Here is a 26,743-nt window from a genome sequence, read left to right on the forward strand (position 1 = left end):
TGGCTTTTGACTGGACCAGTGTGGCACTGGGCCTCGCCGCTGCGGCGTTGCCTCTGATGGTCCTGTGCTGGCAGATCCAGCGTCGCCTGAACGCTCGCAGCGCCGGTTGGGAGCTGTTGGAGGAGCGCCTGGCTACCGCGCAGATGGCCCAGGAAGGGCTGGCCGCACAACTGGACGCCAGCCGTGATGAGATCAGCGACCTGAGCCAGGCCAATGCGGCCAAACAGGCCGACCTGGCGGCGGTACGCCGGGAAGTCGAGCTGCTGCAGATCGACCGCGACAACGCCCGCGATGCGGCCCACGCCTGGAACCTCGAGCGCTCCGCCAAGGAAGGCGAGCTGCGCCGCCTGGACGCCTTGTCGGCCTCCCTGCGTGCCGAACTGCGCGAGCAGCAGGACAGCCATCAACAACGCCTTAACGACCTGCAAGGCTCGCGGGATGAGCTGCGCGCGCAGTTCGCCGAGTTGGCCGGGAAGATCTTCGACGAGCGCGAGCAGCGATTTGCCGAAACCAGCCAGCAACGCCTCGGGCAATTGCTTGACCCGCTGAAGGAGCGCATCCAGTCGTTCGAAAAACGCGTGGAAGAAAGCTATCAGAACGAGGCGCGGGAGCGATTTTCCCTGGGCAAGGAGCTGGAGCGCCTACAGCAATTGAACCTGCGTCTGTCGGACGAAGCCACCAACCTCACCCGCGCCCTCAAGGGGCAGAAGACCCAAGGCAACTGGGGTGAGTTGATTCTGGAGCGGGTGCTGGAACATGCCGGCCTGGAGAAGGGCCGCGAGTACCAGACCCAGGTCAGCCTCAAGGGCCCCGATGGCGAGCGTTTCCAGCCCGACGTGCTGATCATGTTGCCGGGCGACAAGCAGGTAGTGGTGGACTCCAAGGTCAGCCTCACTGCGTATCAGCAGTACGTGGCGGCCGATGACGAGGTGATCGGCCAAGCCGCCCTCAAGCAGCACGTGCTGTCGCTGCGCAATCATGTCAAAGGCTTGGCCGGCAAGGACTACAAGCGTCTTGAAGGCTTGCACAGCCTGGATTTCGTGTTGTTGTTCGTGCCCATCGAGGCCGCGTTTTCGGCTGCGTTGCAGGCCGAGCCGAACCTGTTCCAGGAGGCCTTCGACCGCCATATCGTAATCGTCAGCCCGACCACCTTGCTGGCGACCCTGCGGGTGATCGACAGCCTGTGGAAGCAGGAGCGGCAAAGCCAGAACGCCCGGGAAATTGCCGAACGCGCCGGCTGGCTGTACGACAAGTTCGTATTGTTTATCCAGGACCTGGATGAAGTGGGTAATCGCCTACAACAGCTGGATAAGGCTTACAGTGCAGCGCGCAACAAGCTCACAGATGGTCGCGGCAATCTGGTCAGCCGGGTGGAACAATTGAAGCTGCTCGGCGCGCGCGCCAGTAAAGGTCTGCCTGCGGATCTGTTGGAAAAAGCGATGACCGACGAAGATGGCGTCGCCCAGCTACCTGACTAGACGCAGAACCGAAATGCGGGAGTGGGCTTTTGTGGGAGCCGGAGGACGCGCACGCTTCAATGATCAGGTCGGCTCTAAGGCCGCCTCGCTTTGCTTGTGATTTTGATCTCAGGCGCCCCGTTAAACCACGCTGGCCGTCATCCGATATTGATTTGGGGGGTAACCCGGCAGGACGCCGGGTTAGCCGCGCTGGGCCATGGATGGCCCATCGCGGCGGCCCCCCAAATCAATGTCGGATGACGGGCACACCGAGCCTAGGCGAGGTGCCGAGTGGTGGGGCAGGAGCCCTTTTGGTTACTTTTGGGGCTCTTTTCCAAAAGTGACCCGCCGTAAGGGCGGAACCAATAGCCGCCGTGACCGTAGCAATGGATCTGTACACAACCCCAAGAACCACGAAAGAGTCGTGTAGATACCGTTGACCATCGCAGGCAAACCAACTCCCACACGTTACAACGGCAAATGCCGATTCAGCAGCGCCCGCAACGCCGCCGGTTTCACCGGTTTGGCCAGGTAATCCAACCCCGCCGCATGCACCTCGGCCACCATTTCCGGCCGGCCATCGGCGCTGATCACCACCCCCGGAATCGGTTCCGCCAGTTGTGCGCGCAGCCAACCCATCAATTCGGTACCCGTCTCGCCGTGGTCCAGGTGGTAATCCACCAGGGCCAATTGCGGGCGCATGCCTTCTGCCAGCAACACGGCGCATTGCGCCTGGTCGCGTGCGGTCCAGACCTGGCAGCCCCAGCGGCTCAACAGGCTGCGCATGCCAATCAGGATGCTGTCTTCGTTGTCCACGCACAGCACCTGGGCGCCGCTCAACGGCAGGCCCTTTTCCGGTGTGGCTTGTACCTGCACGCTGGTCTGCGCCTTGGCCAGCGGCACGCTGACGCTGAACACGCTGCCTTTGCCTGGCCATGAGCGCACGCGCAAGCGGTGGCCGAGCACTCGGCACAGGCCGTCAGCAATGGCCAGGCCAAGGCCCAGGCCCTTCTCGGCACGGGTCTGGTGGCTGTCCAGGCGCTTGAACTCTTCGAAGATGACTTTCTGTTTATCCAGCGGGATGCCCGGGCCACGGTCCCACACTTCCAGGCGCAGTTCGCCACGCCGCCGTCGTACACCCAGCAGCACCGGGCCGTGGGCATAGCGGAAGGCGTTGGTCAGGAAGTTCTGCAGGATCCGCCGCAGCAGTTTGATATCACTGTCGACGCGCAAGCGACTGCCGCGCAGGCGGAAACGCAAGCCTTGCTCCTGGGCCAGCACCTTGAACTCCGCGCCCAGGGCGTCGAACAGTTCACTCAAGGCAAATGGCTGACGCTGAGGGTTGATCTTGCCGTTTTCCAGGCGGGAGATATCCAGCAAGTCGCTGATCAGGTCTTCGGCCGAGCGCAACGAACTGTCCAGGTGCTGCACCAGTTGCCGGGCTTCGCCGGACAAACCTTCGCTCTGGTGGGAGAGGGCGGCCGAGAACAGTCGCGCAGCGTTCAGCGGTTGCATCAGGTCATGACTGACCGCGGCGAGGAAGCGGGTTTTCGACTGGTTGGCCGACTCGGCCACACCTTTGGCATCGGTCAGGGCCACGTTCAGTTGCGACAGTTCATGGGTACGCTCGGTGACCCGCTGCTCCAGACCCTCGTTGGCCTCGGTCAGGGCCTGCTCGGCCTCGCGGAAGGCAGTAATGTCAGTAAAACTCATGACGAACCCGCCACCCGGCATCGGGTTGCCGATCAGCTCGATCACCCGGCCATTGGGAAACAGTCGTTCCGAAGTATGGGCCCGGCCCTGGCGCATCCAGTGCAGGCGCCGTGCCACGTGGACTTCGGCCTCGCCCGGGCCGCACAGCCCGCGCTCGGCGTTGTAGCGAATAATGTCGGCAATCGGCCGGCCGACGCTGATCAGGCCCTCGGGATAGTTGAACAGCTCCAGGTAACGACGGTTCCAGGCCACCAGCTTGAGGGACTGATCCACCACGCTGATGCCCTGGGTGATGTTCTCGATCGCGCCCTGCAACAGCGCCCGGTTGAACTGCAGCACTTCGGAGGCTTCGTCAGCGATACGGACTACGTCCTCCAGCTGCATTTCGCGGCCTTCAATCGCTGCTTTCACCACCGCCCGCGTCGATGATGCACCCAGTACGCCAGCCAGCAGCCGTTCAGTGTGGGCGATCCAGTCGTTGTCGGCATTCTGGTTGGGGTTAAAGCCCTTGCCTTGGCGGTAGGCGAAGCGGATGAAGCTCTGTTGCGCCCGTTCTTCGCCGACAAAACGCGCGGCCAGGCTCAACAGGTCATTGATCTGCACCGAGAGCATGGAGCGGGCGCTGGCGCGCTGGCTGGTTTCCTGGCCGATGAACCGCCCGGCCTGCCAATGCTCCGAGACCCGTGTGCGCGACAGCACCGAGACCCAGGCGAACAGGGTGAAGTTACCCGCCAAAGACAGCACCACGCCCTGGGTTAGTGGGGTGATCGGCAGCCCCAGTGGGTTGCCATGCAACCAGGCCAGGCCCGGGAAGATATTCAGCGACCAGCCCAGGCTATGGGCGGCAATTGGCAACACCAGGGTGTAGAACCACAGGAAAGTGCCCGCCGCCAGGCCGGCAAACACGCCGCGCCGGTTGGCTTGCTTCCAGTACAGCGCGCCGAGCATCGCCGGTGCCAGCTGGGTCACGGCGGCAAACGCAATCTGCCCGATGGTCGCCAGGCTGGCGGTGGAGCCGAGCAGGCGGTAGCTGACATAGGCCAGCAGCAGAATGATCACGATACTGACCCGGCGTACCGAGAGCATCCAGTGACGGAAGACTTCGAACGGGCGCTCGGCGTTGGTCCGGCGCAGCAGCCACGGCAGCAACATATCGTTGGAGACCATAGTCGACAGCGCCACACTCGCCACAATGACCATGCCGGTCGCCGCCGAAGCACCGCCGATAAACGCCAGCAGTGCCAGGGCCGGATGGGCTTCGGCCAGAGGCAGGCTGATCACGTAGGAGTCCGGCAGTACCGAGCTGGGCAGCAGCATCTTGCCGCCCAGGGCAATCGGCACTACAAACAGTGCGGCCAGCACCAGATACGCCGGGAACACCCACTTGGCCAGGCGCAGGTCCTGGGGCTCGATGTTCTCCACGACAGTGACGTGGAACTGGCGGGGTAGACAGATGATCGCCATCATCGCCACGCCGGTCTGCACCACCATCGAGGGCCAGTTGACGGTCTCTTTCCAGTACTCCTCCAATCTCGGCGCAAGCATCGCCTGGCTGAACAGATCGTTGAAACCGTCGTACAGGCCGTAGGTCACAAACGCACCCACGGCGAGAAACGCGAACAGCTTGACCAGAGACTCGAAGGCAATCGCCAGTACCATGCCACGGTGGTGCTCCGTGGCGTCGAGGTTGCGGGTACCAAATACGATGGTGAACAGCGCCAGCACCAGGGACACGATCAGGGCGGTGTCCTGGGCCCGCGTGCCGGTGGCATCGGCGCCGGCGCCAATCAGCAGGTTGACCCCCAGCACGATGCCTTTGAGTTGCAGGGCAATATAAGGCAGCACGCCCACCAGGCAGATCAGCGCCACGACCACGGCCAGGGACTGGGATTTGCCATAGCGCGCGGCGATAAAGTCGGCGATGGAGGTGATGTTTTCCTGCTTGCTGATCAGAATCATCTTTTGCAGGACCCAGGGCGCCAGCACCAGCAGCAGGACGGGGCCCAGGTAGATCGGTAAAAATGCCCACAACTGTTCGGCGGCCTGACCTACAGCGCCGAAGAAGGTCCAACTGGTGCAGTACACCGCCAGCGACAGGCTATACACCCACGCACGCACCCGTGGCGGCAGGGGCGCACGGCGGCGGTCACCGTAGAAGGCGATGGCAAACATAATGGCCATATAGGCCAGGGCAACGGCGGCGATCAGCCCGCTGGACAGCGTCATGAATACTCCGGACATAAAAACGCCCAGGCATTCCAGGCCCGGGACGACAGTCTCGCATGATGGCCGGGGTTAGTCAGTGCCGACGAAGGTCGGGTAGGGGGCAGTTCCTACGATCGTGGCGGCAGGGTCTTCTGGCGCAGGATGTAGATCGTCACCAGCACCGCGCTGGTCAGCATGAACCCGCGTGCCCAGGGCAATGGCACCAGGTAGCAAGAGATGCCAATGCTCAGCCACATCAGGCCGATTGCATAGACTTTGCCCTTGAGTGGGATGCCGTTGCCATCGAGGTAATCCCGAATCCAAGGGCCCAGGCGCGGATGGTTGACCAGCCAGTCGTAGAAGCGCGGTGAACTACGGGCAAAGCAGCCGGCAGCCAATAGCAGGAAGGGGGTGGTCGGCAAGACCGGCAGGAAGATTCCGATCACCCCGAGCACTACGCTCAACCAGCCAATGGCCAGCAGCACGTAGCGCACAATCGGGGAGCGGTTGCCCATGGGCGCCACGGGCGGGGGACTCAGTGATGGCGAGGCTTGAGGATCGCCGGTTTTTCGTCGGGGGCGTTGCACAGCAGGTACAGGGCGGTCAGTGCTTCCGGGATCTGTACGATCATGTCGTCCATCAGGTTGGCATCGCTGGCGATGTCGGCGAACTCAGGCTGGTCGTCGAACAGGCCGGAACCGACCATGATCGGCAGCAGCATTTCGCTGACTTCTTCCTCGGCGGTTTCGAACCAGGCGGCTTCACGCAGGAACACACCTTCCATGAAACCAATGCACCAGCCGCGCAGGTCGGAGTCGTCCGGCTCTTCGCCGAGGTCGAGCTCGCAGGGCAGCTCGAACTCTTCATCGGAGGCCAGTTGGCGGGAGATGTGGGCCTTGAGCTGGATCAGGGTTTCTTCGATCTCGCTGCGCTGGGCCTCATCCTTGTAGTGCGGCTCTTCGGCGAACAGGGCGTCGATCCATTCACGATCAGGAACCGGTTCGGAGCAGATCGACAGCGCAGTCAGGTAGCCATGGGCGGCCACGTAGTCCAGCGCCTCGTCATGCAGCTCATCGGCATCGAGGAAGGCTTGCAGGCGGTTTAGTTGCTCAGCGAAGGACATTGAAAGACTACCTTGGGAATATACGATGCTGAATTCTAGGCTTTCTTGAGCGTGCAGGCCAGCCGCACGGCATATTTGCAAGGTTTTCAGATGGGCCGCTATTCGTCAGCGGCGCCCTTTGCCGGGGAGTGCTCGGGTATACTGCCGCGTTTTGTGATGCCCCTGCAGGCCGGATGCGGTTGCGGGAAAAGTTCGCTTACGGATTATTTTCCGGCCAGGCGTGCTTTTTCAGCCAGCCTGTACAGAGGGATTTCGGTGGAATTTGGAGTTTTTCATGCTTGAACAGGCTCAACGCGTCCTCAAGGACATCTTCGGCTACGACAGCTTTCGTGGCCGCCAGGGTGCGATCATTGAGCGCGTGGCCAGCGGCGGTGATGCCCTGGTCCTGATGCCTACCGGCGGCGGTAAGTCGTTGTGCTTCCAAGTGCCGGCATTGTTGCGCGAAGGGCTGGCGGTGGTGGTCTCGCCGTTGATCGCGCTGATGGACGATCAAGTGGCCACCCTGGAAGAACTGGGCGTCGCCGCCGCCGCGTTGAACTCTACCCTGAGCGCCGAGCAGCAGCGCGACCTGGCGGCGCGGATCCGCCGCGGCGAAGTGAAAATGCTCTACCTGGCGCCCGAGCGTCTGGTCCAGCCGCGGATGCTGGCGTTCCTGCAGAGCCTGGAAATCTCCCTGTTCGCTATCGACGAGGCCCACTGTGTATCCCAGTGGGGCCACGATTTCCGCCGTGAATACCTGCAATTGGGGCAACTGGCCGAACTGTTCCCCAACGTGCCGCGCATCGCCCTGACCGCCACGGCCGACAAGCGCACCCGCGAAGAGATCGTCGAGCGCCTGCACCTGCAGAACGCCGAGCGTTTTCTCTCCAGCTTCGACCGCCCGAATATCTTTTACCGCATCGTGCCCAAGGAACAGCCGCGCAAGCAGTTGCTGGCGTTCCTCTCGGAGCGGCGCAGCGATGCCGGGATTGTCTACTGCCTGTCGCGCAAGAAGGTCGATGAAGTGGCGGCGTTCCTGTGCGAGCAGGGCTACCCCGCGCTGCCTTACCACGCTGGCCTGCCCAACGAACTGCGGGCCTACCACCAGAAGCGCTTCCTCAACGAGGAAGGCCTGATCATGGTCGCGACCATTGCGTTTGGCATGGGCATCGACAAGTCCAACGTGCGCTTCGTGGCCCATATGGACTTGCCCAAATCCCTGGAAGCGTACTACCAGGAAACCGGGCGGGCCGGGCGTGATGGCCTGCCGGCGGATGCCTGGATGGTCTACGGCCTGCAGGATGTGGTGATGCTCAAGCAGATGCTGCAGAACTCCGAGGGCGATGAGCGCCACAAGCGCCTGGAGCAGCACAAGCTCGACGCCATGCTGTCGCTGTGCGAAGAAACCCGCTGCCGTCGCCAGACCTTGCTCGCCTATTTCGACGAAGACATGCCCCAGCCCTGCGGGCATTGCGACAACTGTGTGGATGGCGTGCAGACCTGGGATGCCACTGAGCCAGCACGTCAGGGCCTGTCGGCGATCTTCCGTACCGGCCAGCGTTATGGCGTCGGCCATCTGGTGGATGTGCTGCTGGGCAAGGACAACGAAAAAATCCGCAGCTTTGGCCACCAGCACCTGTCGGTGTATGGCGTGGGCAAGGCGCGGGCTGAAGGCGAATGGCGCTCGCTGTTCCGCCAGATGGTAGCCCGTGGCCTGGTGGATATCGACCTGGAAGGCTACGGCGGCCTGCGCTTGAACGACAGTTGCCGGCCACTGCTCAAAGGCGAGGTCAGCCTGGAGCTGCGCCGCGACCTCAAGCCGCAGACCACTGCCAAATCCAGCAGCACCAGCCAGGCCAGCCAACTGGTGCGTGGCGAAGAGCGCGAGCAGTGGGAAGCCCTGCGTGCCTTGCGCCGCAAGCTGGCACAAGAGCACAGCGTGCCGCCCTACGTCATCTTCCCCGACTCCACCTTGCTGGAAATGTTGCGCGAGCAGCCCACCACCATGGCCGAAATGGCCCGGGTCAGTGGCGTCGGCGCGCGCAAGCTGGAGCGTTATGGCCAGGCCTTCCTGGAAGTACTGGGCGGCCAGGCCGAGGCGCCGAAGGAAGTCGCCGATATCCGCCACGAACTGATCAGCCTGGCCCGCGCCGGCATGACCCCGATCCAGATCGCCGGGCAGTTGCAGTGCTCGGAAAAGAACGTCTACACCTTGCTGGCCGAGTCCATTGGCAAGCAACAGCTGTCACTGGAACAGGCCCTTGATCTGCCGGAAGACTTGCTGGGTGAAATCCAGGATGCGTTTCTCGATGGTGAAGGCGAGTTGCCACCTGTTTCCGATATAGCACCGCTGTTCACCGGGCGGGTGCCTGAGGGTGTTTTGTACTGTGTACGGGCCGCTTTGCAGTCGGAATTCGAGATTTGATGCGTCAATTACGACAATGTAACGAATCAGTACATTGCAAGCCTTGCCTACTGTCATAGGTCATGCTTAGCTGACTAATAATTAGCCACACTTTATTTTCAGTCTAACCCATGAGTTTTTTATGCCGTTAACCGATCAACACCGTTTTGGCATGCAGTTGGCGCAAATGTCCCGTGGCTGGCGCGCCGAGTTGGATCGCCGTCTGGCAGGGCTTGGGCTGTCCCAGGCCCGTTGGCTGGTGCTGCTGCATCTGGCCCGCTTTGAAGAAGCGCCGACCCAGCGTGAGCTGGCCCAGAGCGTCGGGGTGGAAGGGCCCACATTGGCGCGTCTGCTCGACAGCCTGGAAAGCCAGGGTCTGGTGCAACGCCAGGCTGTGCTAGAAGACCGGCGCGCCAAGCGCATTGTGTTGTGTGATCCGGCAAGGCCGCTGATTGATCAGATCGAGACCATTGCCACGGCTTTGCGCCAGGAGCTTTTTGTGGGGGTCGATGAGGAGGATATGCGGGTGTGCATGCGGGTGCATGGGCATATCCTGGCGAACCTGGAAAAGACCTGATCCGATTACGCCGCTGATCAAAATGTGGGGGCGGGCTTGCTCGCGATGGCGTCGGGTCAGTTACTGGATATTTGGCTGACACTCCGTCATCGCGGGCAAGCCCGCTCCCACACAAGCCTGCTCCACCTCGGCTAAGTGTTTTTCTTAGAACGTCTGCCCAAGATTCAGATACACCGCCTTCTGATTGTCATCATTGAACCCATAACTGAAATTCAACGGCCCCAGCGGTGTATCAAACCCGAGGAAGATGCTCGCGGCATTGATATAGCCACTGTCGAATTCATTGTCGTTGTTCCACGCCCGCCCCCGTTCCAGGGAGGCGCCCAGGTACAGTGGGAAGTCCAGCGGCAGGTACGAGCGTGGGGTCAGGCGGCGGTAGTAGACGGCGCGCATCAGGCTGATGTTCTGCCCGGAAATCGCATCCTGGCGGAACCCTGACAGCTGCCGCGCACCGCCCAGCAGGAAGCTGGAAATCACCACGTCTGAATTATCCAGGGTGCGCCCGTAGCGACCGCCCAATACCAGAGTGTCCGGGCCGTGGCTCATGGCCTTGTCCAGCTTGAACTCCCATTGCCGGTAGCGCTGGTCGGAGCCCAGGCCGGGTTCGAATTCGCGGTAGGCCAGGCCAATGTCTTCGCCGGTATGGGGGAAGTACACGTTATCCAGGGAGTCGAACGAGTACTTCAGTTCGTAGAAGCCCTCGCTGAAGCTCACGCTTGGCAGGTCGCGGTCGCCAATGCGCACATCGGCCTTGCCCCAGGCCTCGCCGACACCGAAGCGGATTTCGCCGCTGTTGCCGATCTGCCTACCGACGTTCAAGCCAAAACCATAGCGCTCCAGGCGGTACTCGGAGATCGGATCGTTATCCAGGATCAGTTCGACGTTCTGCGCCTGGGCGCTGATATAGGGGGCGACGAAATAGCGGGAGCCGGTATCCATCGGCTGGTAGAACTCGCTGTACAGCTCCTGGCGATCACCGATCTGCACCCGGGTCAGCCATTCGGCGCCGAGGCGGTTGATGCCGTTGATGCGGTAGCTGGCGCCGAGGTTGAAGGCACTGTCGCCGCGCATGTCATCGGACAGGTTGAGCCCCAGGCGCAGGTAGTCGGTGCCGCTGCGTTTGCCGCGCGCGCTGATGACCAGGGTGTTGTCCGGGCCTTTTTTCACCACGCGGTATTGCACCTGTTCGAAGTAATCCAGGCCGTACAGGGTGCCCATATCCGATTGCAGGCGCGCCAGGTTCAGGGGCTCGCCAATGGGTTGGCGGATGTAGTAGCGGATCACGTCGTCGCCGACTTTCGAGTCGTTCTCCACCTTGATTGCGGTAATCGTCGGGTTGCGCTGGCCCGGCGTGCGGGCGGCGGTCAGTTCGGCGTCCACGGACCCGGTTGGGCGCAGGCGTGCCAGGCGGGTATCCAGCGCGCGGGTGGCGCGGTAGCCGGCGTCGATCATGTCCTTGGCGCGGCCAAAATCGGTCACGCCATACGCGGCCAATGGTGGCTGGATCAGCACATCGCCTGCGTGCAGGGCCTTGAGTTGTTCTTCGGAATTTCGGCGGGTCATCAGGGTGATGGACTGGTTGAGCACATCCACCACCGTCGTCAATTGCTTGCGGCTGCGCAAGGGCGTGCCGATATCCACCACAATGGCGATATCGACCCCCATCTCACGCGCCACATCCAGGGGGATGTTGTCGGTCATGCCGCCATCCACCAGCAGCCGGCCGTCCAGCTCCACCGGGGCGAACACTGCGGGGATCGACATGCTGGCGCGAATCACCTGGGGCAGATGGCCCTTGCGAAACACCACTTTTTCGCCGCTGGTGATGTCAGTGGCCACGGCGCGGAATGGAATCGGCAGCTTGTCGAAGTCGCGGGTGTTGCTGCTGTGGGCGAACATGCTCTCCAGCAGCAGCGCCAGGTTCTGGCCCTGGATCACGCCCAGGGGCAGGCCCAGGCTGCCGTCATCGCGAAAACTCAGTTTCTGCTTGATCAGGAAGTCCCGGTCATCCTGTTTGCGCCGGAACGGCACGTCTTCCCTGGGCGGGGCATCGGACAGCGCCAACTGCCAGTCGATGCTCAGGGCGAGCTTTTCCAGTTCATCGATCTTGTAGCCTGATGCGTACAGCCCGCCAATCACCGCGCCCATGCTGGTGCCGGCAATCGCGTCGATGTGGATGCCTTGCTCTTCCAGGGCCTTGAGCACGCCGATGTGGGCCAGGCCGCGGGCAGCGCCGCCGGAGAGCACCAGGCCGATTTTCGGGCGCGGGGCTTCCACGGCGTGGACAAAGACAGGGAGTAGGCACAGCAACAGGCAGGACAACAGGCGGCGCATCATCAATCTCGGGGCTGGACGATAAAGGCCGGTATTATAGCCATCCGATTCACCTGTCCCGTCATGCAGGAGTCTGTCATTTCATGTCCACTGCCAAGCCTGAGATTGTCATCACCTATTGCACCCAATGCCAGTGGCTGCTGCGCGCTGCGTGGCTGGCCCAGGAACTGTTGAGCACCTTTGCCGATGACCTCGGCAAAGTGGCGCTGGAGCCGGCGACCGGCGGGGCGTTTCGCATTACGTGCGACGGTGTACAGATCTGGGAGCGCAAGGCCGATGGCGGGTTCCCGGAGGCCAAGGTGCTCAAGCAGCGGGTGCGCGACCAGATTGATCCGCAGCGTGACCTGGGGCACAACGACCGCGCCTCGTAAACGGCGCTGCCGGCGCTTGGCCGGCAGTGTCGAGTGGTTTATTTGGCGGCCATTTTATTCTTGATCCAGCCGACGACAAACGTCAGCACCAAGCCGCCCACACCACCGGCAACGATATTGCTGCCCACCGCCGCAACATCCAGGGCTCCGCCCGCCGGCATGCCGCTGATGGCCGAGACGATCTGCCCCAGCACCAGGCCGCCGACGCCGCCGACCAGGGTGTTGAGCCCGGAGCCCAGGCCTTGCTTGCTCAGGCCGGCGATATTGCCGCCGACTGCGCCGCTGATGATCTGAATGATCAGGGTGATAAACATGTCCATGGTGAAACTCCTGCAGAGCGTTAGGGGAGTGACCACTCGCATGCAGCAACTTCAAGGACCACGGCTGTCGTCGAGGAGTCTGTATCCGTTGAACGACAGCTGACTGTTGCGGATACAAAAAGTATAGATCAGGCCGCGGCCGCCGGTTGTCTGGCCTTGACAGGGCGGCTCATCAAGCCTGAGACGACTATGGCGGCAATAATCAGCACACCGCCCAGCAGCATGCGCAGGGTCGGGGTTTCGCTGAACAGCAGCCAGGCCACGGTGATGCCATACACCGGCTCCATGGCGAATACCACAGCAGCGGTGCGCGCCTTGAGCACCTTGAGGCTGGCGACAAACAAACTGTGGGCCAGGCCGGTACAGAACACCCCCAACAGGCCGATCCACAACCAGTCCAGGGCGCGTACTTCTGCGAGGCCTGGGGCCGCGACGGGCAGCAGGCACAGGGCGACTACCACGTTCTGGCACAAGGCCGCCTGCACGGGCGGGATGCTGGCGCTGGCCCGGTTGTTCAATGACAGCAGCGAGAACAGCAGGCCCGAGACCACGGCCCAGACCAGGCCGCTGGTGGCCTGGCTGGCGAGGTCGAAGTCCGGGGTGACCAGCACCAGGCCGACGCTGACCAGCACCACCAGCACCATTTCATTGGCGCGGATCCGCTCGCGAAAGATCAGCCCTTCGAGGATCACCGTAAACGCCGGGAACGTGGTGAAACCCAGCGTCGCAATCGCCACGCCGGCCACTTTCACCGCAATAAAGAAACTCACCCAGTGCCCGGCCAGCAGCAAGCCGCTGAGCAGCAGGCGCCGCAGGTCGGCGCTGTACAGCTTGTGCCAGGGTGTGTTGCTGGCGAAGCGGGCGAATAATGTCAGGGCTAGCACGGCGAAGGCGGCGCGGCCAAACACGATAATGCTCGGCGAGGCGGCGGCGAGTTTGCCGAAGACGCCGGTGAGGCCAAACATTAATGCACCGATGTGCAGGGCGCCGAGGGCAGTGCGCGGGGTCATGACAATCCTTAAAACAGTGTGCGGGCAGGCATCCAGTCTAGAGCGCCTGGCGCCTGGGTGTCTGTCGTGGGAATCGCCGGTTTTATCGCAGGACTAGCGCCGGCTGTCGAGTCGGCGCAAGGCTCCGGGCGAGCTGCCGAACTCGCGCAACACGGCGGCGGCAAACGCACTTTGCGAGGCATAGCCAACCCGCGCGGCGATCTCACCAATCGGCAGGTGGCTGTCGCGCAGCAAGCCGCGGGCCATGTGCAGGCGACGGTTGCGGATGTAGTCCATGGGGGTCAGCCCGCATTCGGCGACAAAGCGTGCGTGCAGGCGGGCGACGGACATATCCGCCAGCCGTGCCAGATCCGCGACCTGCAGCGGGTAGGCCGCATGCTGGTCGATATGGGCATTGAAGGCGCCATAGGGCAGGCGTCGTGCGCCGGTGTGCGCAGGTGGCTGGCCATTGAGCGTGGCCAGTAGCAGCACCGCACCTTGTTGGGCGATCAAGGGGTCATCCAGTGCGCCGCTCGCCAGCCAGTTGACCAACTGGCCCTGGCGGCTATCCAGGCTCACCCGCGCCGGCCGATCCAGCAGGCGGCGACTGGCATCCGCGTGCTCGCCCAAGGATTGCACCATCCACTGTTCGTCGGGCACATCCAGTACCAGGCAGTGGCTGCCCTGGGGGCTGCCGCAGGCGTGATGGGTGGAGAAGGGCAGGACCATCACCCCTTGCGGGCAAACTTCGCCGCCGATGCCTTCCACCTCGAAATCCAGGCGGCCGGCCAGGCCGAACACCAGTTGCGCATGGTCATGGCTATGGGCAATCAGGTCGTGGGTGTAATGGCGCAGCGTGAGGGTCGGTCTCATCGCAATCTCCCGGGCAGGCCGGCAGTTTACACCGCCCGACGGGCGGCGGGCGCTGTCATCTGACTGACGCAAGACTGTCATGGGCTATTAATTGCCCGGGCGCAAGCTGGCGAAAACACCCCTGAGGTATGCCCATGACCAGCGCCGAGCTCGCCAAACCCAGCCGCAAGCAACGGGTTCGTACCCTGTGGATCTCCGACGTGCACCTGGGCACCCGGGACTGCCAGGCCGAACATCTGTCGCAGTTCCTCAAGGGCTACCACGCCGACAAGGTGTACCTGGTGGGCGATATCATCGACGGCTGGAAACTGCGCAGCGGCATGTACTGGCCCCAGGCCCACACCAACGTGATCCGCCGCCTGCTGACCATGAGCAAGCGTGGCACCGAGGTGATCTACGTCACCGGCAACCACGACGAGTTCCTGCGCCGCTATTCCAAGCTGATCCTGGGCAATATCCAACTGGTGGACGAAGCGGTGCATGTGACTGCCGATGGCCGGCATCTGCTGGTGATCCACGGCGACCAGTTCGACGTGATCACCCGTTACCACCGTTGGCTGGCGTTTCTTGGCGATTCGGCCTACGAGTTCACCCTGACCCTCAACCGCTGGCTGAACCACTGGCGGGCGCGTTATGGCTATGGCTACTGGTCGCTGTCGGCGTACCTCAAGCATAAGGTGAAGACAGCGGTGAGCTTTATCAGCGATTTCGAGGAAGCCATCGCCCATGAAGTGACCAAACGCGAGCTGCACGGCGTGGTGTGCGGGCATATCCACCATGCGGAGATTCGCAAGGTGGGAGAGGTGGACTACCTCAATTGCGGGGATTGGGTGGAGTCGTGCACGGCATTGATCGAGCACTGGGATGGGCATATCGAGTTGTATCGGTTGGCGGATGCCCAGGCCAAGGAGGCGCAGGTCAAGGCCGAGATGGTTGCTGGCTGAAGATCGCCTCGGTCAAAAAATGTGGGAGCGGGCTTGCTCCCACATTTGGATAGCGTTTTGTCTTAGGGTTTACATACGTGCGCAATGGCATCGGCAAGCAACCCCAGGCGCGTCTCATCAATCCCGGCCACGTTGGCCCGCCCGGAACTGACCATGTACACGCTGTGTTTTTCCCGCAGCTGTTTCACCTGTTCGGCGCTCAGGCCGGTATAGGAAAACATCCCGCGCTGCACGCCGACATGGGCAAAACGCTCAGACAGCCCATGGGGCGCCAGCGCTTCGACCAGGCCTGAACGCAATTGCGCGATACGCGAGCGCATGCCTTCGACTTCGCTGCTCCACAGCTGTTTGAGCTCCCTATCACCGAGGATGGTCGCGACTACGGCAGCGCCATGATCCGGCGGTGTCGACCACAGGTTGCGCGCGATAAACGCCAGCTGGCTGCGCACATCCAGCAGTTTCTCGGCATCGTTGGCACACACAATCAGCGCGCCGACGCGGTCGCTGTACAAGCCGAAATTCTTCGAGCAGGAGCTGGTGATCAGCACCTCAGGCAGTTCATCGGCAAACAAGCGCACCGCCCACGCGTCCTGTTCCAGGCCATCGCCAAAACCCTGATAGGCGAAGTCGATCAGCGGCAGCAGTTGGCGCTCGCGCACGATCTGCAGGACCTGGCGCCAGTCGTCCTGGGACAGGTCGAAACCGGTGGGGTTGTGGCAGCAGGCGTGCAGCAGCACCACGTCGCCCTCGGGCACCGTGGCCAGGGTGGCGAGCATGGCTGGTACGTCGAGGCGGTTGTCACTGCCCACATAGGGGTAGTGGCTGACCTTGAGCCCGGCCTTGGCGAAGATGGTTTCGTGGATCGGCCACGTCGGGTTGCTCAGCCACACGCCACGGCCTGGCAGGCAGTGGGCGATAAAATCGGCGCTCAGGCGCAGGGCGCCGGTGCCACCTGGGGTTTGCGTGGCGCCGGCGCGTTGTGCCTTGAGCAGCGCGGAATCGGCGCCCAGCACCAATTCACTGATCAGGCGGCCGAAAGTCGGGTCGCCATGCCCGCCGATGTAAGTCTTGGTGGTTTGCTGGTCGACCAGGCGCTGCTCGGCGCGTTTGACCGCCTGCAGGATCGGGGTCAAGCCCTGGGCATCTTTATAGACGCCCACGCCCAGGTCGAACTTTTGCGGGTTGGTGTCCTTGGCATAGGACTCCATCAGCCCCAGGATCGGATCACCGGGCACCCGGCCAATCGCGGCGAAATGCATTACTTGCGGCCCTCGGCGTCCTTGGCCACTTCGTCAGTGCGAGCGGCCATGATGAAGTCGTTGCGGTGCAGGCCCTTGATGGAGTGGCTCCACCAGGTCACGGTGACTTTGCCCCATTCGGTCAGCAGGCCAGGGTGATGACCTTCAGCCTCGGAGATTTCGCCCATGGCGTTGGTAAAGGCCAGGGCGAATTTGAAGTTCTTGAACAGGAATACTTTTTCCAGTTGCATCACGCCGTCGCGCACTTCGATGTTCCAGTCGGGGATCTGCTTGATCAGCGCCGGCAGTTCTGCGTCGCTGACTTGTGGGGCATCGGCGCGGCAGGCTTCGCAATGGGCTTGGTTCAAGGTGGTCATAACGGTGTTCCTGAAATCGAGTATGTGGAATTCGGTTGCCAGTCGCGTCACCCTAAAGCAACGCGCGGCCAGGGAACAGACTCACCTGGCCTTTAAAGCATCAGTTCAAGCCGCCTTGGGCTTGGGGGGAAACTTTGGTGCATGCAACCCCAGCTGCATGCCGCGTTCGACCATGCCCATGATGTCTTCCTGCGCCACTTCGAACAGGCGCTTGAGGTTGGGCAGGGCGAAATACAGCGGCTGCAGGATGTCGATGCGATACGGCGTGCGCATGGCTTCCAGCGGGTCGAAGGCCTGATGCTCGGGCTCATCCGACAGGCAGTACACCGTCTCTTTCGGTGACGACAAAATACCGCCACCGTAGATGCGCCGGCCTTGGGGGGTGTCCACCAGGCCAAACTCGATGGTCATCCAGTACAGGCGCGCCAGGTACACGCGCTGCTCCTTGGTGGCCGCCAGGCCGAGCTTGCCGTAGGTGTGGGTGAATTCGGCGAACCAGGGGTTGGTCAGCAGTGGGCAGTGGCCGAAAATCTCGTGGAAAATATCCGGCTCTTGCAGGTAATCCAGCTCTTCGCGGGTACGAATAAAGGTCGCCACCGGAAACTGCTTGTTGGCGAGCAATTCAAAGAAGGTCTGGAAGGGGATCAGCGCCGGCACCCGCGCCACTTGCCAGCCGGTGGTTTCGGCCAGCACTTTGTTGATTTCGGCGAGTTGCGGAATACGGTCATGGGGCAGGCCGAGCTTGTCGATGCCGTCCAGGTATTCCTGGCAGGCGCGGCCCTCGATCACTTTCAGTTGACGGGTGATTAGGGTGTTCCACACCGCATGTTCTTCGGGCGGGTAGTGGATAAAACCTTGCGCATCGGGCTCGCGGGCCACGTAGTGCGTCTGTTTCATACGGCTCTCCTGCTAGGCATTCGTTCTTGTTATGTCCTGCTATGGGCTTATTGATACTCCGCCTGGCCGTGGATTCCACCCGCTGTTAAGGGAAGCCTGTAGGAAAAGTCGGCGTCTTTCGTAAAGTATTCGTTACGATTGTGCCGTCGAGCACGCTGCATTGCGTTTTGCTGGTTTGAAAAGGGCGCTGGCTGTCACATAATCTTGACGACTATCTGCGCCCGGTGACAAAAAGACGCAGCCCGATCAGCCCTCCTACAACAAACCGAGCCTTTACATGCGTATCAAAGTGCATTGCCAGAACCGCATCGGCATCCTGCGGGACATCCTCAACCTGCTGGTGGAGTACGGGGTCAACGTGGCCAAGGGCGAGGTTGGCGGCGAACATGGCAATGCTATCTACCTGTACTGCCCGAACCTGGTGAATATGCAATTCCAGGCCCTGCGCCCGCAGTTCGAGGCGATTGCCGGGGTGTTTGGCGTCAAGCGGGTAGGGCTGATGCCCAGCGAGCGTCGGCACATGGAACTCAACGCCTTGCTGGGGGCGTTGGAGTTCCCGGTGCTGTCCATCGACATGGGCGGCTCGATTGTCGCGGCCAACCGCGCGGCGGCGCAGTTGCTCGGGGTGCGGGTGGACGAAGTGCCGGGGATTCCCCTGTCACGCTACGCCGAGGACTTCGACCTGCCGGAGCTGGTGCGTGCCAGCAAGTCGCGGATCAATGGCCTGCGGGTCAAGGTCAAGGGCGACGTGTTTCTCGCCGACATCGCCCCGCTGCAATCCTCCGAACATGACGACAGCGAAGCCATGGCCGGCGCCGTACTGACTCTGCACCGCGCCGACCGGGTCGGTGAGCGCATCTACAATGTGCGCAAGCAGGAGCTGCGAGGCTTCGACAGCATTTTCCAGAGCTCTAAAGTGATGGCGGCGGTGGTGCGTGAAGCCCGGCGCATGGCGCCCCTCGATGCACCCCTATTAATAGAAGGCGAAACCGGCACCGGTAAAGAATTGTTGGCGCGCGCCTGTCACCTGGCCAGCCCGCGTGGGCAGTCGCCGTTGATGGCACTCAATTGCGCGGGGTTGCCGGAGTCGATGGCCGAGACCGAGCTGTTCGGCTACGGCCCTGGCGCGTTTGAAGGGGCGCGGGCAGAGGGCAAGTTGGGGCTGTTGGAACTGACGGCGGGCGGTACGTTGTTTCTGGATGGCGTGGGTGAAATGAGCGCGCGACTGCAGGTGAAATTGCTGCGCTTTCTGCAGGACGGCTGCTTCCGGCGCGTGGGCAGTGATGAAGAGGTTTACCTGGATGTGCGAGTGATTTGCGCGACCCAGGTGGACTTATCGGAATTGTGTGCCCGTGGCGAGTTTCGCCAGGACCTGTATCACCGGCTCAATGTGTTGTCGTTGCATATCCCGCCGCTGCGCGAATGCCTCGACGGTTTACCGCCGCTGGTCGAGCACTTTATCGACCAGGCCAGCCGCCTGATTGGCTGCCCGCTGCCCAAGCTGGCGCCGGCGGCCATGGAGCGCCTCAGCCACTACCATTGGCCGGGCAATGTGCGGCAGTTGGAAAACGTGCTGTTCCAGGCGGTTTCGCTGTGTGAGGGCGGCACGATCAAGGCTGAACATATTCGCTTGCCGGACTACGGCGTGCGTCAGCCGCTTGGCGACTTTTCCCTGGAGGGTGGCTTGGAGGAGATCGTCGGGCGGTTTGAAAAGGCCGTGCTCGAAAGCCTGTATGCCGAGCACCCCAGCAGTCGCTTGCTGGGTAAGCGCCTGGGCGTGTCCCACACCACCATCGCCAATAAATTGCGCGATTACGAAGTGCTCAAGGCCGACAAATAAGCCCCTGACACAACGGGATAAAAATGTGGGAGCGGGCTTGCTCGCGAAGGCGGTGGATCAGTCAATACAGGTACCGACTGATCCACCGCCTTCGCGAGCAAGCCCGCTCCCACAATGGATCTGTGTTAATGCCAAGACCGGTGTTTGCCGCAACCGGCAGAACTCCGCCGTTTTTCCGACTCGTCCTGCCCCTCCAATAATCCTTGATACGCCCCAACCCCTTGCCCCGCCTGCCTTTCCCCGACTTTTAAAAAGTTGGTGCGCAAATTGCTAAAGACTCCTCAGTACATCGGTGGGCGGCAAACGTCCGTCAGTAAGAGGAATGAGCGTGGACAAGTACCTTTATGTGGCAATGACCGGCGCCAGCCAGAATGCTCTGGCGCAAAAGGCCCATGCCAACAACCTGGCGAACATTTCCACCAACGGTTTTCAGCGTGACCTGGAGCAGGCCCGTTCGATGCCGGTGTTTGGTGACAGCTTTCCGGCGCGGGCGTTTGCCCTGACCGAGCGTCCTGGTACCGATTTTTCTCCGGGTTCGATGGTCGAGACCGGCCGTGACCTGGACGTTGCCGTCGGCGGCGATGGCTGGATCGCCGTGCAAACCCCCGATGGCGGCGAAGCCTACGTGCGCACCGCGAGCATGAATATCGACGCACTGGGCGTGCTGCGGGCCGGCAACGGCATGCCGATCATGGGCAATGGCGGGCCGATTTCGGTGCCACCCGAGCAGAAGGTCGAAGTCGGCGAAGACGGCACCATTAGCATCCGCGCCATGGGCGAAGGCCCACGGGTGATGGCAGAGGTGGACCGCATCAAGCTGGTCAAGCCGGACCTGGCCAATATGACCAAGGGCCTGGATGGCGCGATCCACACCAAGGACGGCCAGCCGGCGGTGGCCGATGCCAGCGTCAAGGTGAATTCGGGCTTCCTGCAGTCGAGCAACGTCAATGCCGTCGAAGAAATGACGGCGGTGCTGGCCCTGTCCAAGCAGTTCGAATTGCACGTGAAAATGATGAACAGCGCCAAAGAAGACGACCAGGCCATGACTCGCGTCATGCAGATGAGCTGATTGCAGCGCCACTGACTACTAATTTTGTAACGCGGCGCCAACAAACAGGCGCACGAAGGAGAACAGCATGCTTCCGGCTCTATGGGTTGCCAAAACCGGTCTGTCCGCCCAGGACACCAACCTGACCGTTATTTCCAACAACCTGGCGAACGTTTCGACCACGGGCTTCAAACGTGATCGCGCCGAGTTCCAGGACCTGCTCTATCAGATCAAGCGCCAGCCGGGTGCGCAGTCGACCCAGGACAGCGAATTGCCGTCGGGCCTGCAAGTGGGTACCGGTGTGTCCATCGTCGGCACCCAGAAGAACTTCACCGCCGGCAACCTGCAGCAAACCGGGCAGCCGCTGGACATGGCGATCAATGGCCGTGGCTTCTTCCAGATCCTGCAGCCGGATGGCACTACCTCCTACACCCGTGACGGCACCTTCCACCTGGACTCCAACGGCCAGGTCGTGACCGCCAACGGTTTTGCCCTGGAGCCGGCGATTGTCGTGCCCAACGATGCCCAGACCTTCACGGTCGGCGCCGACGGCACCGTGTCCGTTACCATCGCCGGCAACCCGGCGTCGCAAGTGATCGGCAACCTGCAGACCGCCGACTTCATCAACCCGGCCGGCCTGCAAGCCACCGGGAACAACCTGTTCCTGGAAACCGCTGCCAGCGGCGCGCCGCAAGTCGGCACGCCTGGCCTCAACGGGTTTGGCACCACCCTGCAAAGCACCCTGGAAACCTCCAACGTCAGCACCGTGGAAGAGATGGTCAACATGATCACCACCCAGCGTGCCTACGAGATGAACTCCAAGGTGATTTCCACCGCCGACCAGATGCTTTCGTTCGTTACGCAGAATCTGTAATCCAGTCTATGGGGCGCTCATAAGGCGCCTGCAACACCGTGAGGTAAGGGTCATGAGTCGCTTTGTTTCTGTTCTGGCATTGAGTGGGATTGCCGTGCTCGCGGGCTGTGTCGCCCCGACGCCAAAACCCAATGACCCGTACTACGCGCCGGTGTTGCCGCGCACGCCACTGCCAGCCGCTGCCAACAATGGCTCGATCTACCAGGCCGGTTTTGAGCAGAACCTGTACAGCGACCGCAAGGCGTTCCGTGTTGGCGACATCATCACCATCACCCTCAACGAGCGCACCACGGCGAGCAAGAACGCCAACTCCCAGGTGGCCAAGAACAGCAAGACCGGCATCGGCCTGACCTCGCTGTTTGGCGGTGGCTTGAACACCAACAACCCCCTGGGCAGTGGTGACTTGAGCCTGGACGTGGGCTACAGCGGCGACCGCGCCACCAACGGCAGCAGCAAGGCCGGGCAGGGCAACAGCCTGGTAGGTTCGATCACCGTAACCGTGGCCGACGTGCTGCCCAACGGCATCATTGCCGTGCGCGGCGAGAAGTGGATGACCCTCAACACCGGTGACGAACTGGTGCGCATCGCCGGCATGGTGCGCGCGGACGATATCGCCACCGACAACACCGTGCCGTCCACACGGATTGCCGATGCACGCATTACCTATTCGGGTACGGGTTCGTTTGCCGACGCCAGTCAGCCGGGTTGGTTCGACCGTTTCTTCCTTAGCCCGCTGTTCCCTTTCTAGGTGATCACTTTGAATCTCAAACAGCTGATGGCAGCGGTGTTGTTGCTCTCCCTGAGCGTTGCTGCCCAGGCCGAACGCCTGAAGGACATCGCCAGTATTTCCGGGGTGCGCAGCAACCAGTTGATCGGCTACGGCCTGGTGGTGGGGCTCAACGGCACGGGCGACCAGACCACCCAGACCCCGTTCACCCTGCAGACCTTCAACAACATGCTCTCGCAGTTCGGGATCAAGGTGCCGCCAGGTTCGGGCAACGTGCAGTTGAAGAACGTCGCGGCGGTGTCGATCAGTGCCGATCTGCCGGCATTCTCCAAGCCGGGGCAGGTGGTGGATATCACCGTATCCTCCATTGGTAACTCGAAAAGCCTGCGTGGCGGCACCTTGCTGATGACGCCGCTCAAAGGTATCGACGGCAACGTCTACGCCATCGCCCAGGGCAACCTGGTGGTGGGCGGGTTTGATGCCGAAGGGCGTGACGGTTCGAAGATCACCGTCAACGTGCCATCGGCCGGGCGGATTCCTGGCGGCGCTACGGTGGAACGTACCGTGCCCAGCGGTTTCAACCAGGGCAACAGCCTGACCCTGAACCTCAACCGTTCGGACTTCACCACCGCCAAGCGTGTGGTCGACAAGATCAACGACATGCTCGGCCCAGGCGTGGCCCAGGCCATCGACGGCGGCTCGATCCGCGTGACTGCGCCGCTGGACCCAAGCCAGCGTGTGGACTACCTGTCGATCCTGGAAAACCTTGAGGTCGATCCGGGCCAGGCGGTGGCCAAGGTCATCATCAACTCGCGTACCGGCACTATCGTGATCGGCCAGAACGTCAAGGTGTCGCCGGCGGCCGTGACCCACGGCAGCCTGACCGTGACCATTACCGAAGACCCGATTGTCAGCCAGCCCGGGCCGTTGTCCGGTGGCCAGACCGCCGTGGTCCCGCGTTCGCGGGTCAATGCCCAGCAAGAAGCCAAGCCGATGTTCAAGTTCGGTCCCGGCACCACCCTGGACGAGATTGTCCGTGCGGTGAACCAGGTGGGCGCGGCGCCCGGCGACTTGATGGCGATCCTCGAAGCCCTGAAACAGGCCGGCGCCTTGCAAGCCGACCTGATCGTGATTTGAGGCCATGGCCATGGACATGCGCAAGAGCGGTATCGCCAGCACGGCAGACTCGGGGTCCTACTCCGACCTGAACCGGCTTAACCAGCTCAAGTTCGGCGACAAGAACAGCGACGGCAACATGCGCAAAGTGGCGCAGGAGTTCGAGTCGCTGTTTCTCAATGAGATGCTCAAATCCATGCGCTCGGCCACCGATGCCCTGGGCAAGGACAACCCGCTGAATACTCCGGCGGCCAAGCAGTATCAGGAAATGTACGACCAGCAACTGGCGGTCTCGCTGTCTCGCGAGGGCGGCGGTATCGGCCTGGCGGACGTTTTGCTGCGCCAGATGCAAAAGAACAAGCCGGTGGAAGGGCAGGCCTCGACCCTGCAGGGCCCGGACGCGGCAGAGAAGAAAGTCGACGTGCCGACCCCGATTGCCGCCGGCACCCAGGCGGATGGCCCGTTGGGTCGTTCCAATGGCCAGCGTGCGCTGTGGGCGGCGCGGGTCGAAGTGGCGCCGCGGGCCGATGAAGGCACCCTGCGCAATGACATGGCGCTGATGAATCAGCGGCGCATCGCCCTGCCGAGCAAGCTCACCGATCGCCTGCTGGCCGGTATCGTGCCAGGTGTCGAGGCGGCGGGCGCCGCCAAGGCTGCGCCACTGCGTAACAGTGCCGCCGAAGATGGCGTGATCAACGGTGCTGCGCGCACCTTTGCCGCCCGCGATTCGCGCATGCAGATTTACGGCCGCGCCGTGGCCCAGCCACCGCTGGCCCCGGCGAAAAAAGCCTTCAGTTCGCAAGACGAGTTTGTCGCCACCATGCTGCCCATGGCCAAGCAGGCGGCCGAGCGCATCGGCATCGACCCGCGCTACCTGGTGGCCCAGGCTGCCCTGGAAACCGGCTGGGGCAAATCGGTAATGCGCCAGCAAGACGGCAGCAGCAGCCACAACCTGTTTGGCATCAAGGCCGGGCAGAGCTGGCAGGGCGCCCAGGCGCGGGCGATCACTAGTGAGTTTCGCAATGGCGAGATGGTCAAGGAGACGGCGCAGTTCCGTTCCTACGACTCGTACCAGGACAGCTTTCACGACCTCGTGACTTTGTTGCAAAGCAATGAAAGATATAAAGAAGTCTTGAAGTCGGCCGATAACCCGGAACAGTTTGTACGCGAGTTGCAAAAAGCCGGGTATGCAACGGATCCGGCGTACGCCAGCAAGATTTCGCAGATCGCCAAAACCATGAACAGCTACCAAAACTACGCTGCCGCTGGCGCATCCACTCATTTATAAGGTTTGAACCATGGGTTTGCTCAATATCGGGATGTCAGGACTCAATGCGGCTCAGGGATCGCTTGCGACCTTGAGTAACAACATTGCCAACGCCAAGACCCCTGGATACTCGCGTCAGCAGACCATGCAGACCGCCAATGGCATGTCCGCGGCCGGTGGGGTGTTCGTCGGCACCGGCACTACGCTGTCGGATGTACGCCGGGTGTATAACCAGTTCCTCGATACCCAGTTGCAGACCACCACGTCGCTGAATTTTGATGCCAAGGCCTACCTGGACCAGATCGGTTCGGTGGACAAGCTGCTGTCCGACAAGTCCACCGGTGTCGGTGCGGCCTTGAACAGCTTCTTCGCCGCGTTGCAGACGTCTTCGGCCAACCCCAGCGACAACTCCGCGCGCCAGTTGGTCTTGACCATTGCCCAGACTCTGGGCAACCGCTTCAACTCGATTGCGACCGAACTGAACAAACAGAAAGAAGGCATCAACAGCCAGTTGGAGACCATCACCGGCCAGGTCAATCAGTTGACCTCCTCGATTGCCTCCCTCAACCAGCAAATCTTCCAGGCCAAAGGCCAGGGCAACGGCGAGCCGGCGAACCTGCTGGATGCACGCAACGAAGCGGTGCGTTCGCTCAACGAACTGGTAGGGGTCAAGGTCACTGAGTCGGACGGCCATTTCAATGTCTCCCTGGGTACCGGGCAGACCCTGGTCGCGGACGGTGTGTCGAACAAGCTGTCGGCGGTGCCGAGCAAGGACGACAAGAGCCAGTACTCGGTGGTGTTGACCACCAGCGGGCAACCCATGGACGTCAGCTCGGTGATCAGCGGTGGCTCCATCGGCGGCTTGCTGCGTTATCGCCAGGACGTGCTGATGCCGGCCATCAACGACCTGGGGCGTACCGCCATGGTGGTCGGCGAGGCCATCAATACCCAGCTGGGGCAGGGCCTGGACGCCAACGGGCAGTTCGGCGCCGCGCTGTTCAATGACATCAACAGCGTATTTGCCATTGGCCAGCGCAGTGTTGGCGGCTCGAATAACAGTGCCGGCTCCGGCAACCTGAACGTCACGATCAAAGACACCAGCAAACTGAGCACCTTTGACTACAAGGTGACCTTCAGTGACGACAAGAATTACACCGTGCTGCGTTCCGACGGTAAGTCCATGGGCGCCTTCGACATCACCCAAACGCCACCGGAAATCGACGGCTTCACCCTTGCCCTGGATGGCAAGGGCCCGGTGGCTGCTGGCGATACGTTCAAGGTCAGCCCGACCGCCGGTGGCGCGATGGACCTCAAGGTGGTGATGACCGATCCCAACAAGCTGGCGTTTTCTGCGCCGCTGTTGGCCGAGGGCAACAAGAACAACAGTGGTACTGGCGTGTTCGAACCGCCGACGCTGAGCTTGCCCCTGGATATCCATGGCGGTGCCGGCACCGCACAGCTGGAAGCGGCGATCAAGGGCGCGATGCCGGTCAAGATGACGTTTGGCGAGCGTGCCGCCGATGGCACCCAGAGCTATGTGATCAATAACGCCCAAGGCCAGCCCATTGGCACCGGCACCATCGTGCCGGGCCAGGACAACAAGCTGACGATCAACGTGCCGTACGTAGACGGTAATGGCGACCCACAGACATTCGGGGTCGACACGGTCATCCGTGGTGAGCCAAAGCCGAACGATAGCTACACCGTGTCGTTCAACAGTGGCGGCAAACTGGACAACCGCAATGCCTTGCAACTGCTCGACCTGCAAACCCGCAAGACCGTGGGCGCCACCGATGGCAATGCCGGCGTGAGCATGAGCACCGCGTACAGCCAGTTGGTCTCGTCCGTGGGCGGCAAGGCCAGCCAGGCCAACGTCGATAACAATGCGACCGGGGCCATGCTCGCGGCCGCCACGTCCAATCGCAGCTCCGTGTCCCAGGTCAACCTGGACGAGGAGGCCGGCGATATGATCCGTTTCCAGCAGTACTACACCGCGTCGTCGCAGATCATTAAAGCTGCGCAAGAAACCTTCAGCACGCTGATCAACAGTCTTTAAGGGAGTTTGAGACG

At 62.0% G+C, this 26,743-nt stretch carries 22 protein-coding genes; 12 read left to right on the top strand and 10 right to left on the bottom strand.

Annotated features, from left to right (window positions below; translation table 11 throughout):
- Positions 1 to 113: 113 nt before the first annotated feature.
- Positions 114 to 1,478, top strand: a complete 1,365-nt coding sequence (gene rmuC / locus HBO24_RS25375) for a DNA recombination protein RmuC (protein ID WP_169960423.1) — start codon at positions 114 to 116, stop codon at positions 1,476 to 1,478.
- A gap of 447 nt (positions 1,479 to 1,925) precedes the next feature.
- Here the strand turns inward: rmuC and HBO24_RS25380 are convergent, their stop codons facing one another.
- The 3 genes from HBO24_RS25380 to HBO24_RS25390 all read right to left on the bottom strand — a co-directional run bounded on the left by HBO24_RS25380 (position 1,926) and on the right by HBO24_RS25390 (position 6,498).
- Complete coding sequence (locus HBO24_RS25380) at positions 1,926 to 5,396, bottom strand: PAS domain-containing hybrid sensor histidine kinase/response regulator (RefSeq protein WP_115127648.1); 3,471 nt, start codon at positions 5,394 to 5,396, stop codon at positions 1,926 to 1,928.
- A 107-nt stretch (positions 5,397 to 5,503) separates the two neighbouring features.
- Entirely contained in the window at positions 5,504 to 5,890 is a 387-nt protein-coding gene (locus HBO24_RS25385; protein WP_057438777.1) for a YbaN family protein, read from the bottom strand.
- A gap of 20 nt (positions 5,891 to 5,910) precedes the next feature.
- Positions 5,911 to 6,498 carry a YecA family protein gene (locus HBO24_RS25390; RefSeq protein ID WP_057438778.1) on the bottom strand — a complete coding sequence of 196 codons (588 nt, stop codon included), beginning with the start codon at positions 6,496 to 6,498 and terminating at the stop codon, positions 5,911 to 5,913.
- 274 nt (positions 6,499 to 6,772) lie between these two features.
- On the opposite strand from HBO24_RS25390, the gene recQ reads away from it, so the two are divergent.
- Both recQ and HBO24_RS25400 read left to right on the top strand, forming a co-directional pair.
- On the top strand, positions 6,773 to 8,902 hold the full coding sequence (gene recQ / locus HBO24_RS25395; protein WP_057438779.1) for a DNA helicase RecQ: 2,130 nt from the start codon (positions 6,773 to 6,775) through the stop codon (positions 8,900 to 8,902).
- A gap of 121 nt (positions 8,903 to 9,023) precedes the next feature.
- Complete coding sequence (locus tag HBO24_RS25400) at positions 9,024 to 9,458, top strand: MarR family transcriptional regulator (RefSeq protein ID WP_057438780.1); 435 nt, start codon at positions 9,024 to 9,026, stop codon at positions 9,456 to 9,458.
- A 144-nt stretch (positions 9,459 to 9,602) separates the two neighbouring features.
- Here HBO24_RS25400 and HBO24_RS25405 read toward each other — a convergent pair whose 3' ends face one another.
- On the bottom strand, positions 9,603 to 11,792 hold the full coding sequence (locus HBO24_RS25405; RefSeq protein WP_115127649.1) for a patatin-like phospholipase family protein: 2,190 nt from the start codon (positions 11,790 to 11,792) through the stop codon (positions 9,603 to 9,605).
- Positions 11,793 to 11,875: 83 nt separating this feature from the next.
- On the opposite strand from HBO24_RS25405, the gene HBO24_RS25410 reads away from it, so the two are divergent.
- Complete coding sequence (locus tag HBO24_RS25410) at positions 11,876 to 12,163, top strand: SelT/SelW/SelH family protein (protein WP_057438781.1); 288 nt, start codon at positions 11,876 to 11,878, stop codon at positions 12,161 to 12,163.
- Between the two features lie 38 nt (positions 12,164 to 12,201).
- Here HBO24_RS25410 and HBO24_RS25415 read toward each other — a convergent pair whose 3' ends face one another.
- From HBO24_RS25415 to HBO24_RS25425, 3 genes are all read right to left on the bottom strand, one after another.
- Positions 12,202 to 12,483, bottom strand: coding sequence for a hypothetical protein (locus HBO24_RS25415; RefSeq protein WP_170060567.1), 282 nt, complete (start codon positions 12,481 to 12,483; stop codon positions 12,202 to 12,204).
- 128 nt (positions 12,484 to 12,611) lie between these two features.
- The gene (locus tag HBO24_RS25420; protein ID WP_115127650.1) at positions 12,612 to 13,493 is read right to left on the bottom strand and encodes a DMT family transporter; all 882 of its coding nucleotides are present in this window, start codon (positions 13,491 to 13,493) and stop codon (positions 12,612 to 12,614) included.
- Between the two features lie 93 nt (positions 13,494 to 13,586).
- Positions 13,587 to 14,345, bottom strand: a complete 759-nt coding sequence (locus HBO24_RS25425; RefSeq protein ID WP_170060568.1) for an AraC family transcriptional regulator — start codon at positions 14,343 to 14,345, stop codon at positions 13,587 to 13,589.
- A gap of 134 nt (positions 14,346 to 14,479) precedes the next feature.
- On the opposite strand from HBO24_RS25425, the gene HBO24_RS25430 reads away from it, so the two are divergent.
- On the top strand, positions 14,480 to 15,289 hold the full coding sequence (locus HBO24_RS25430; protein ID WP_057438785.1) for a UDP-2,3-diacylglucosamine diphosphatase: 810 nt from the start codon (positions 14,480 to 14,482) through the stop codon (positions 15,287 to 15,289).
- A gap of 62 nt (positions 15,290 to 15,351) precedes the next feature.
- Here the strand turns inward: HBO24_RS25430 and HBO24_RS25435 are convergent, their stop codons facing one another.
- From HBO24_RS25435 to phhA, 3 genes are all read right to left on the bottom strand, one after another.
- The gene (locus tag HBO24_RS25435) at positions 15,352 to 16,548 is read right to left on the bottom strand and encodes an amino acid aminotransferase (RefSeq protein ID WP_115127652.1); all 1,197 of its coding nucleotides are present in this window, start codon (positions 16,546 to 16,548) and stop codon (positions 15,352 to 15,354) included.
- The gene (locus tag HBO24_RS25440) at positions 16,548 to 16,904 is read right to left on the bottom strand and encodes a 4a-hydroxytetrahydrobiopterin dehydratase (protein ID WP_115127653.1); all 357 of its coding nucleotides are present in this window, start codon (positions 16,902 to 16,904) and stop codon (positions 16,548 to 16,550) included. Before HBO24_RS25440 ends, HBO24_RS25435 begins: the two co-directional genes overlap by 1 nt.
- 105 nt (positions 16,905 to 17,009) lie before the next feature.
- A complete protein-coding gene (phhA, locus tag HBO24_RS25445; protein WP_057444562.1) occupies positions 17,010 to 17,801 on the bottom strand; it encodes a phenylalanine 4-monooxygenase in 792 nt (263 codons plus the stop codon).
- 277 nt (positions 17,802 to 18,078) lie between these two features.
- Between phhA and HBO24_RS25450 the strand changes: the two genes are divergently transcribed.
- From HBO24_RS25450 to flgK, 7 genes are all read left to right on the top strand, one after another.
- On the top strand, positions 18,079 to 19,641 hold the full coding sequence (locus HBO24_RS25450) for a sigma-54-dependent transcriptional regulator (protein WP_057438789.1): 1,563 nt from the start codon (positions 18,079 to 18,081) through the stop codon (positions 19,639 to 19,641).
- A gap of 328 nt (positions 19,642 to 19,969) precedes the next feature.
- Positions 19,970 to 20,710 (top strand): flagellar basal body rod protein FlgF, encoded by a 741-nt coding sequence (locus HBO24_RS25455; RefSeq protein ID WP_057438904.1) that lies wholly within the window; start codon positions 19,970 to 19,972, stop codon positions 20,708 to 20,710.
- Between the two features lie 67 nt (positions 20,711 to 20,777).
- Complete coding sequence (gene flgG / locus HBO24_RS25460; protein ID WP_057958870.1) at positions 20,778 to 21,563, top strand: flagellar basal-body rod protein FlgG; 786 nt, start codon at positions 20,778 to 20,780, stop codon at positions 21,561 to 21,563.
- Between the two features lie 52 nt (positions 21,564 to 21,615).
- Positions 21,616 to 22,311 carry a flagellar basal body L-ring protein FlgH gene (gene flgH, locus HBO24_RS25465; protein WP_032859002.1) on the top strand — a complete coding sequence of 232 codons (696 nt, stop codon included), beginning with the start codon at positions 21,616 to 21,618 and terminating at the stop codon, positions 22,309 to 22,311.
- 27 nt (positions 22,312 to 22,338) lie between these two features.
- Complete coding sequence (locus HBO24_RS25470) at positions 22,339 to 23,427, top strand: flagellar basal body P-ring protein FlgI (protein ID WP_081044199.1); 1,089 nt, start codon at positions 22,339 to 22,341, stop codon at positions 23,425 to 23,427.
- Between the two features lie 4 nt (positions 23,428 to 23,431).
- A complete protein-coding gene (flgJ, locus tag HBO24_RS25475; protein WP_057438792.1) occupies positions 23,432 to 24,694 on the top strand; it encodes a flagellar assembly peptidoglycan hydrolase FlgJ in 1,263 nt (420 codons plus the stop codon).
- Positions 24,695 to 24,704: 10 nt separating this feature from the next.
- The gene (flgK, locus tag HBO24_RS25480; protein ID WP_170060569.1) at positions 24,705 to 26,729 is read left to right on the top strand and encodes a flagellar hook-associated protein FlgK; all 2,025 of its coding nucleotides are present in this window, start codon (positions 24,705 to 24,707) and stop codon (positions 26,727 to 26,729) included.
- The last annotated feature ends 14 nt before the right edge of the window (positions 26,730 to 26,743 follow it).

The sequence above is a fragment of the Pseudomonas sp. WS 5410 genome (genome assembly GCF_012985645.1).
GTDB classification, from domain to species: Bacteria; Pseudomonadota; Gammaproteobacteria; order Pseudomonadales; family Pseudomonadaceae; genus Aquipseudomonas; species Aquipseudomonas shahriarae.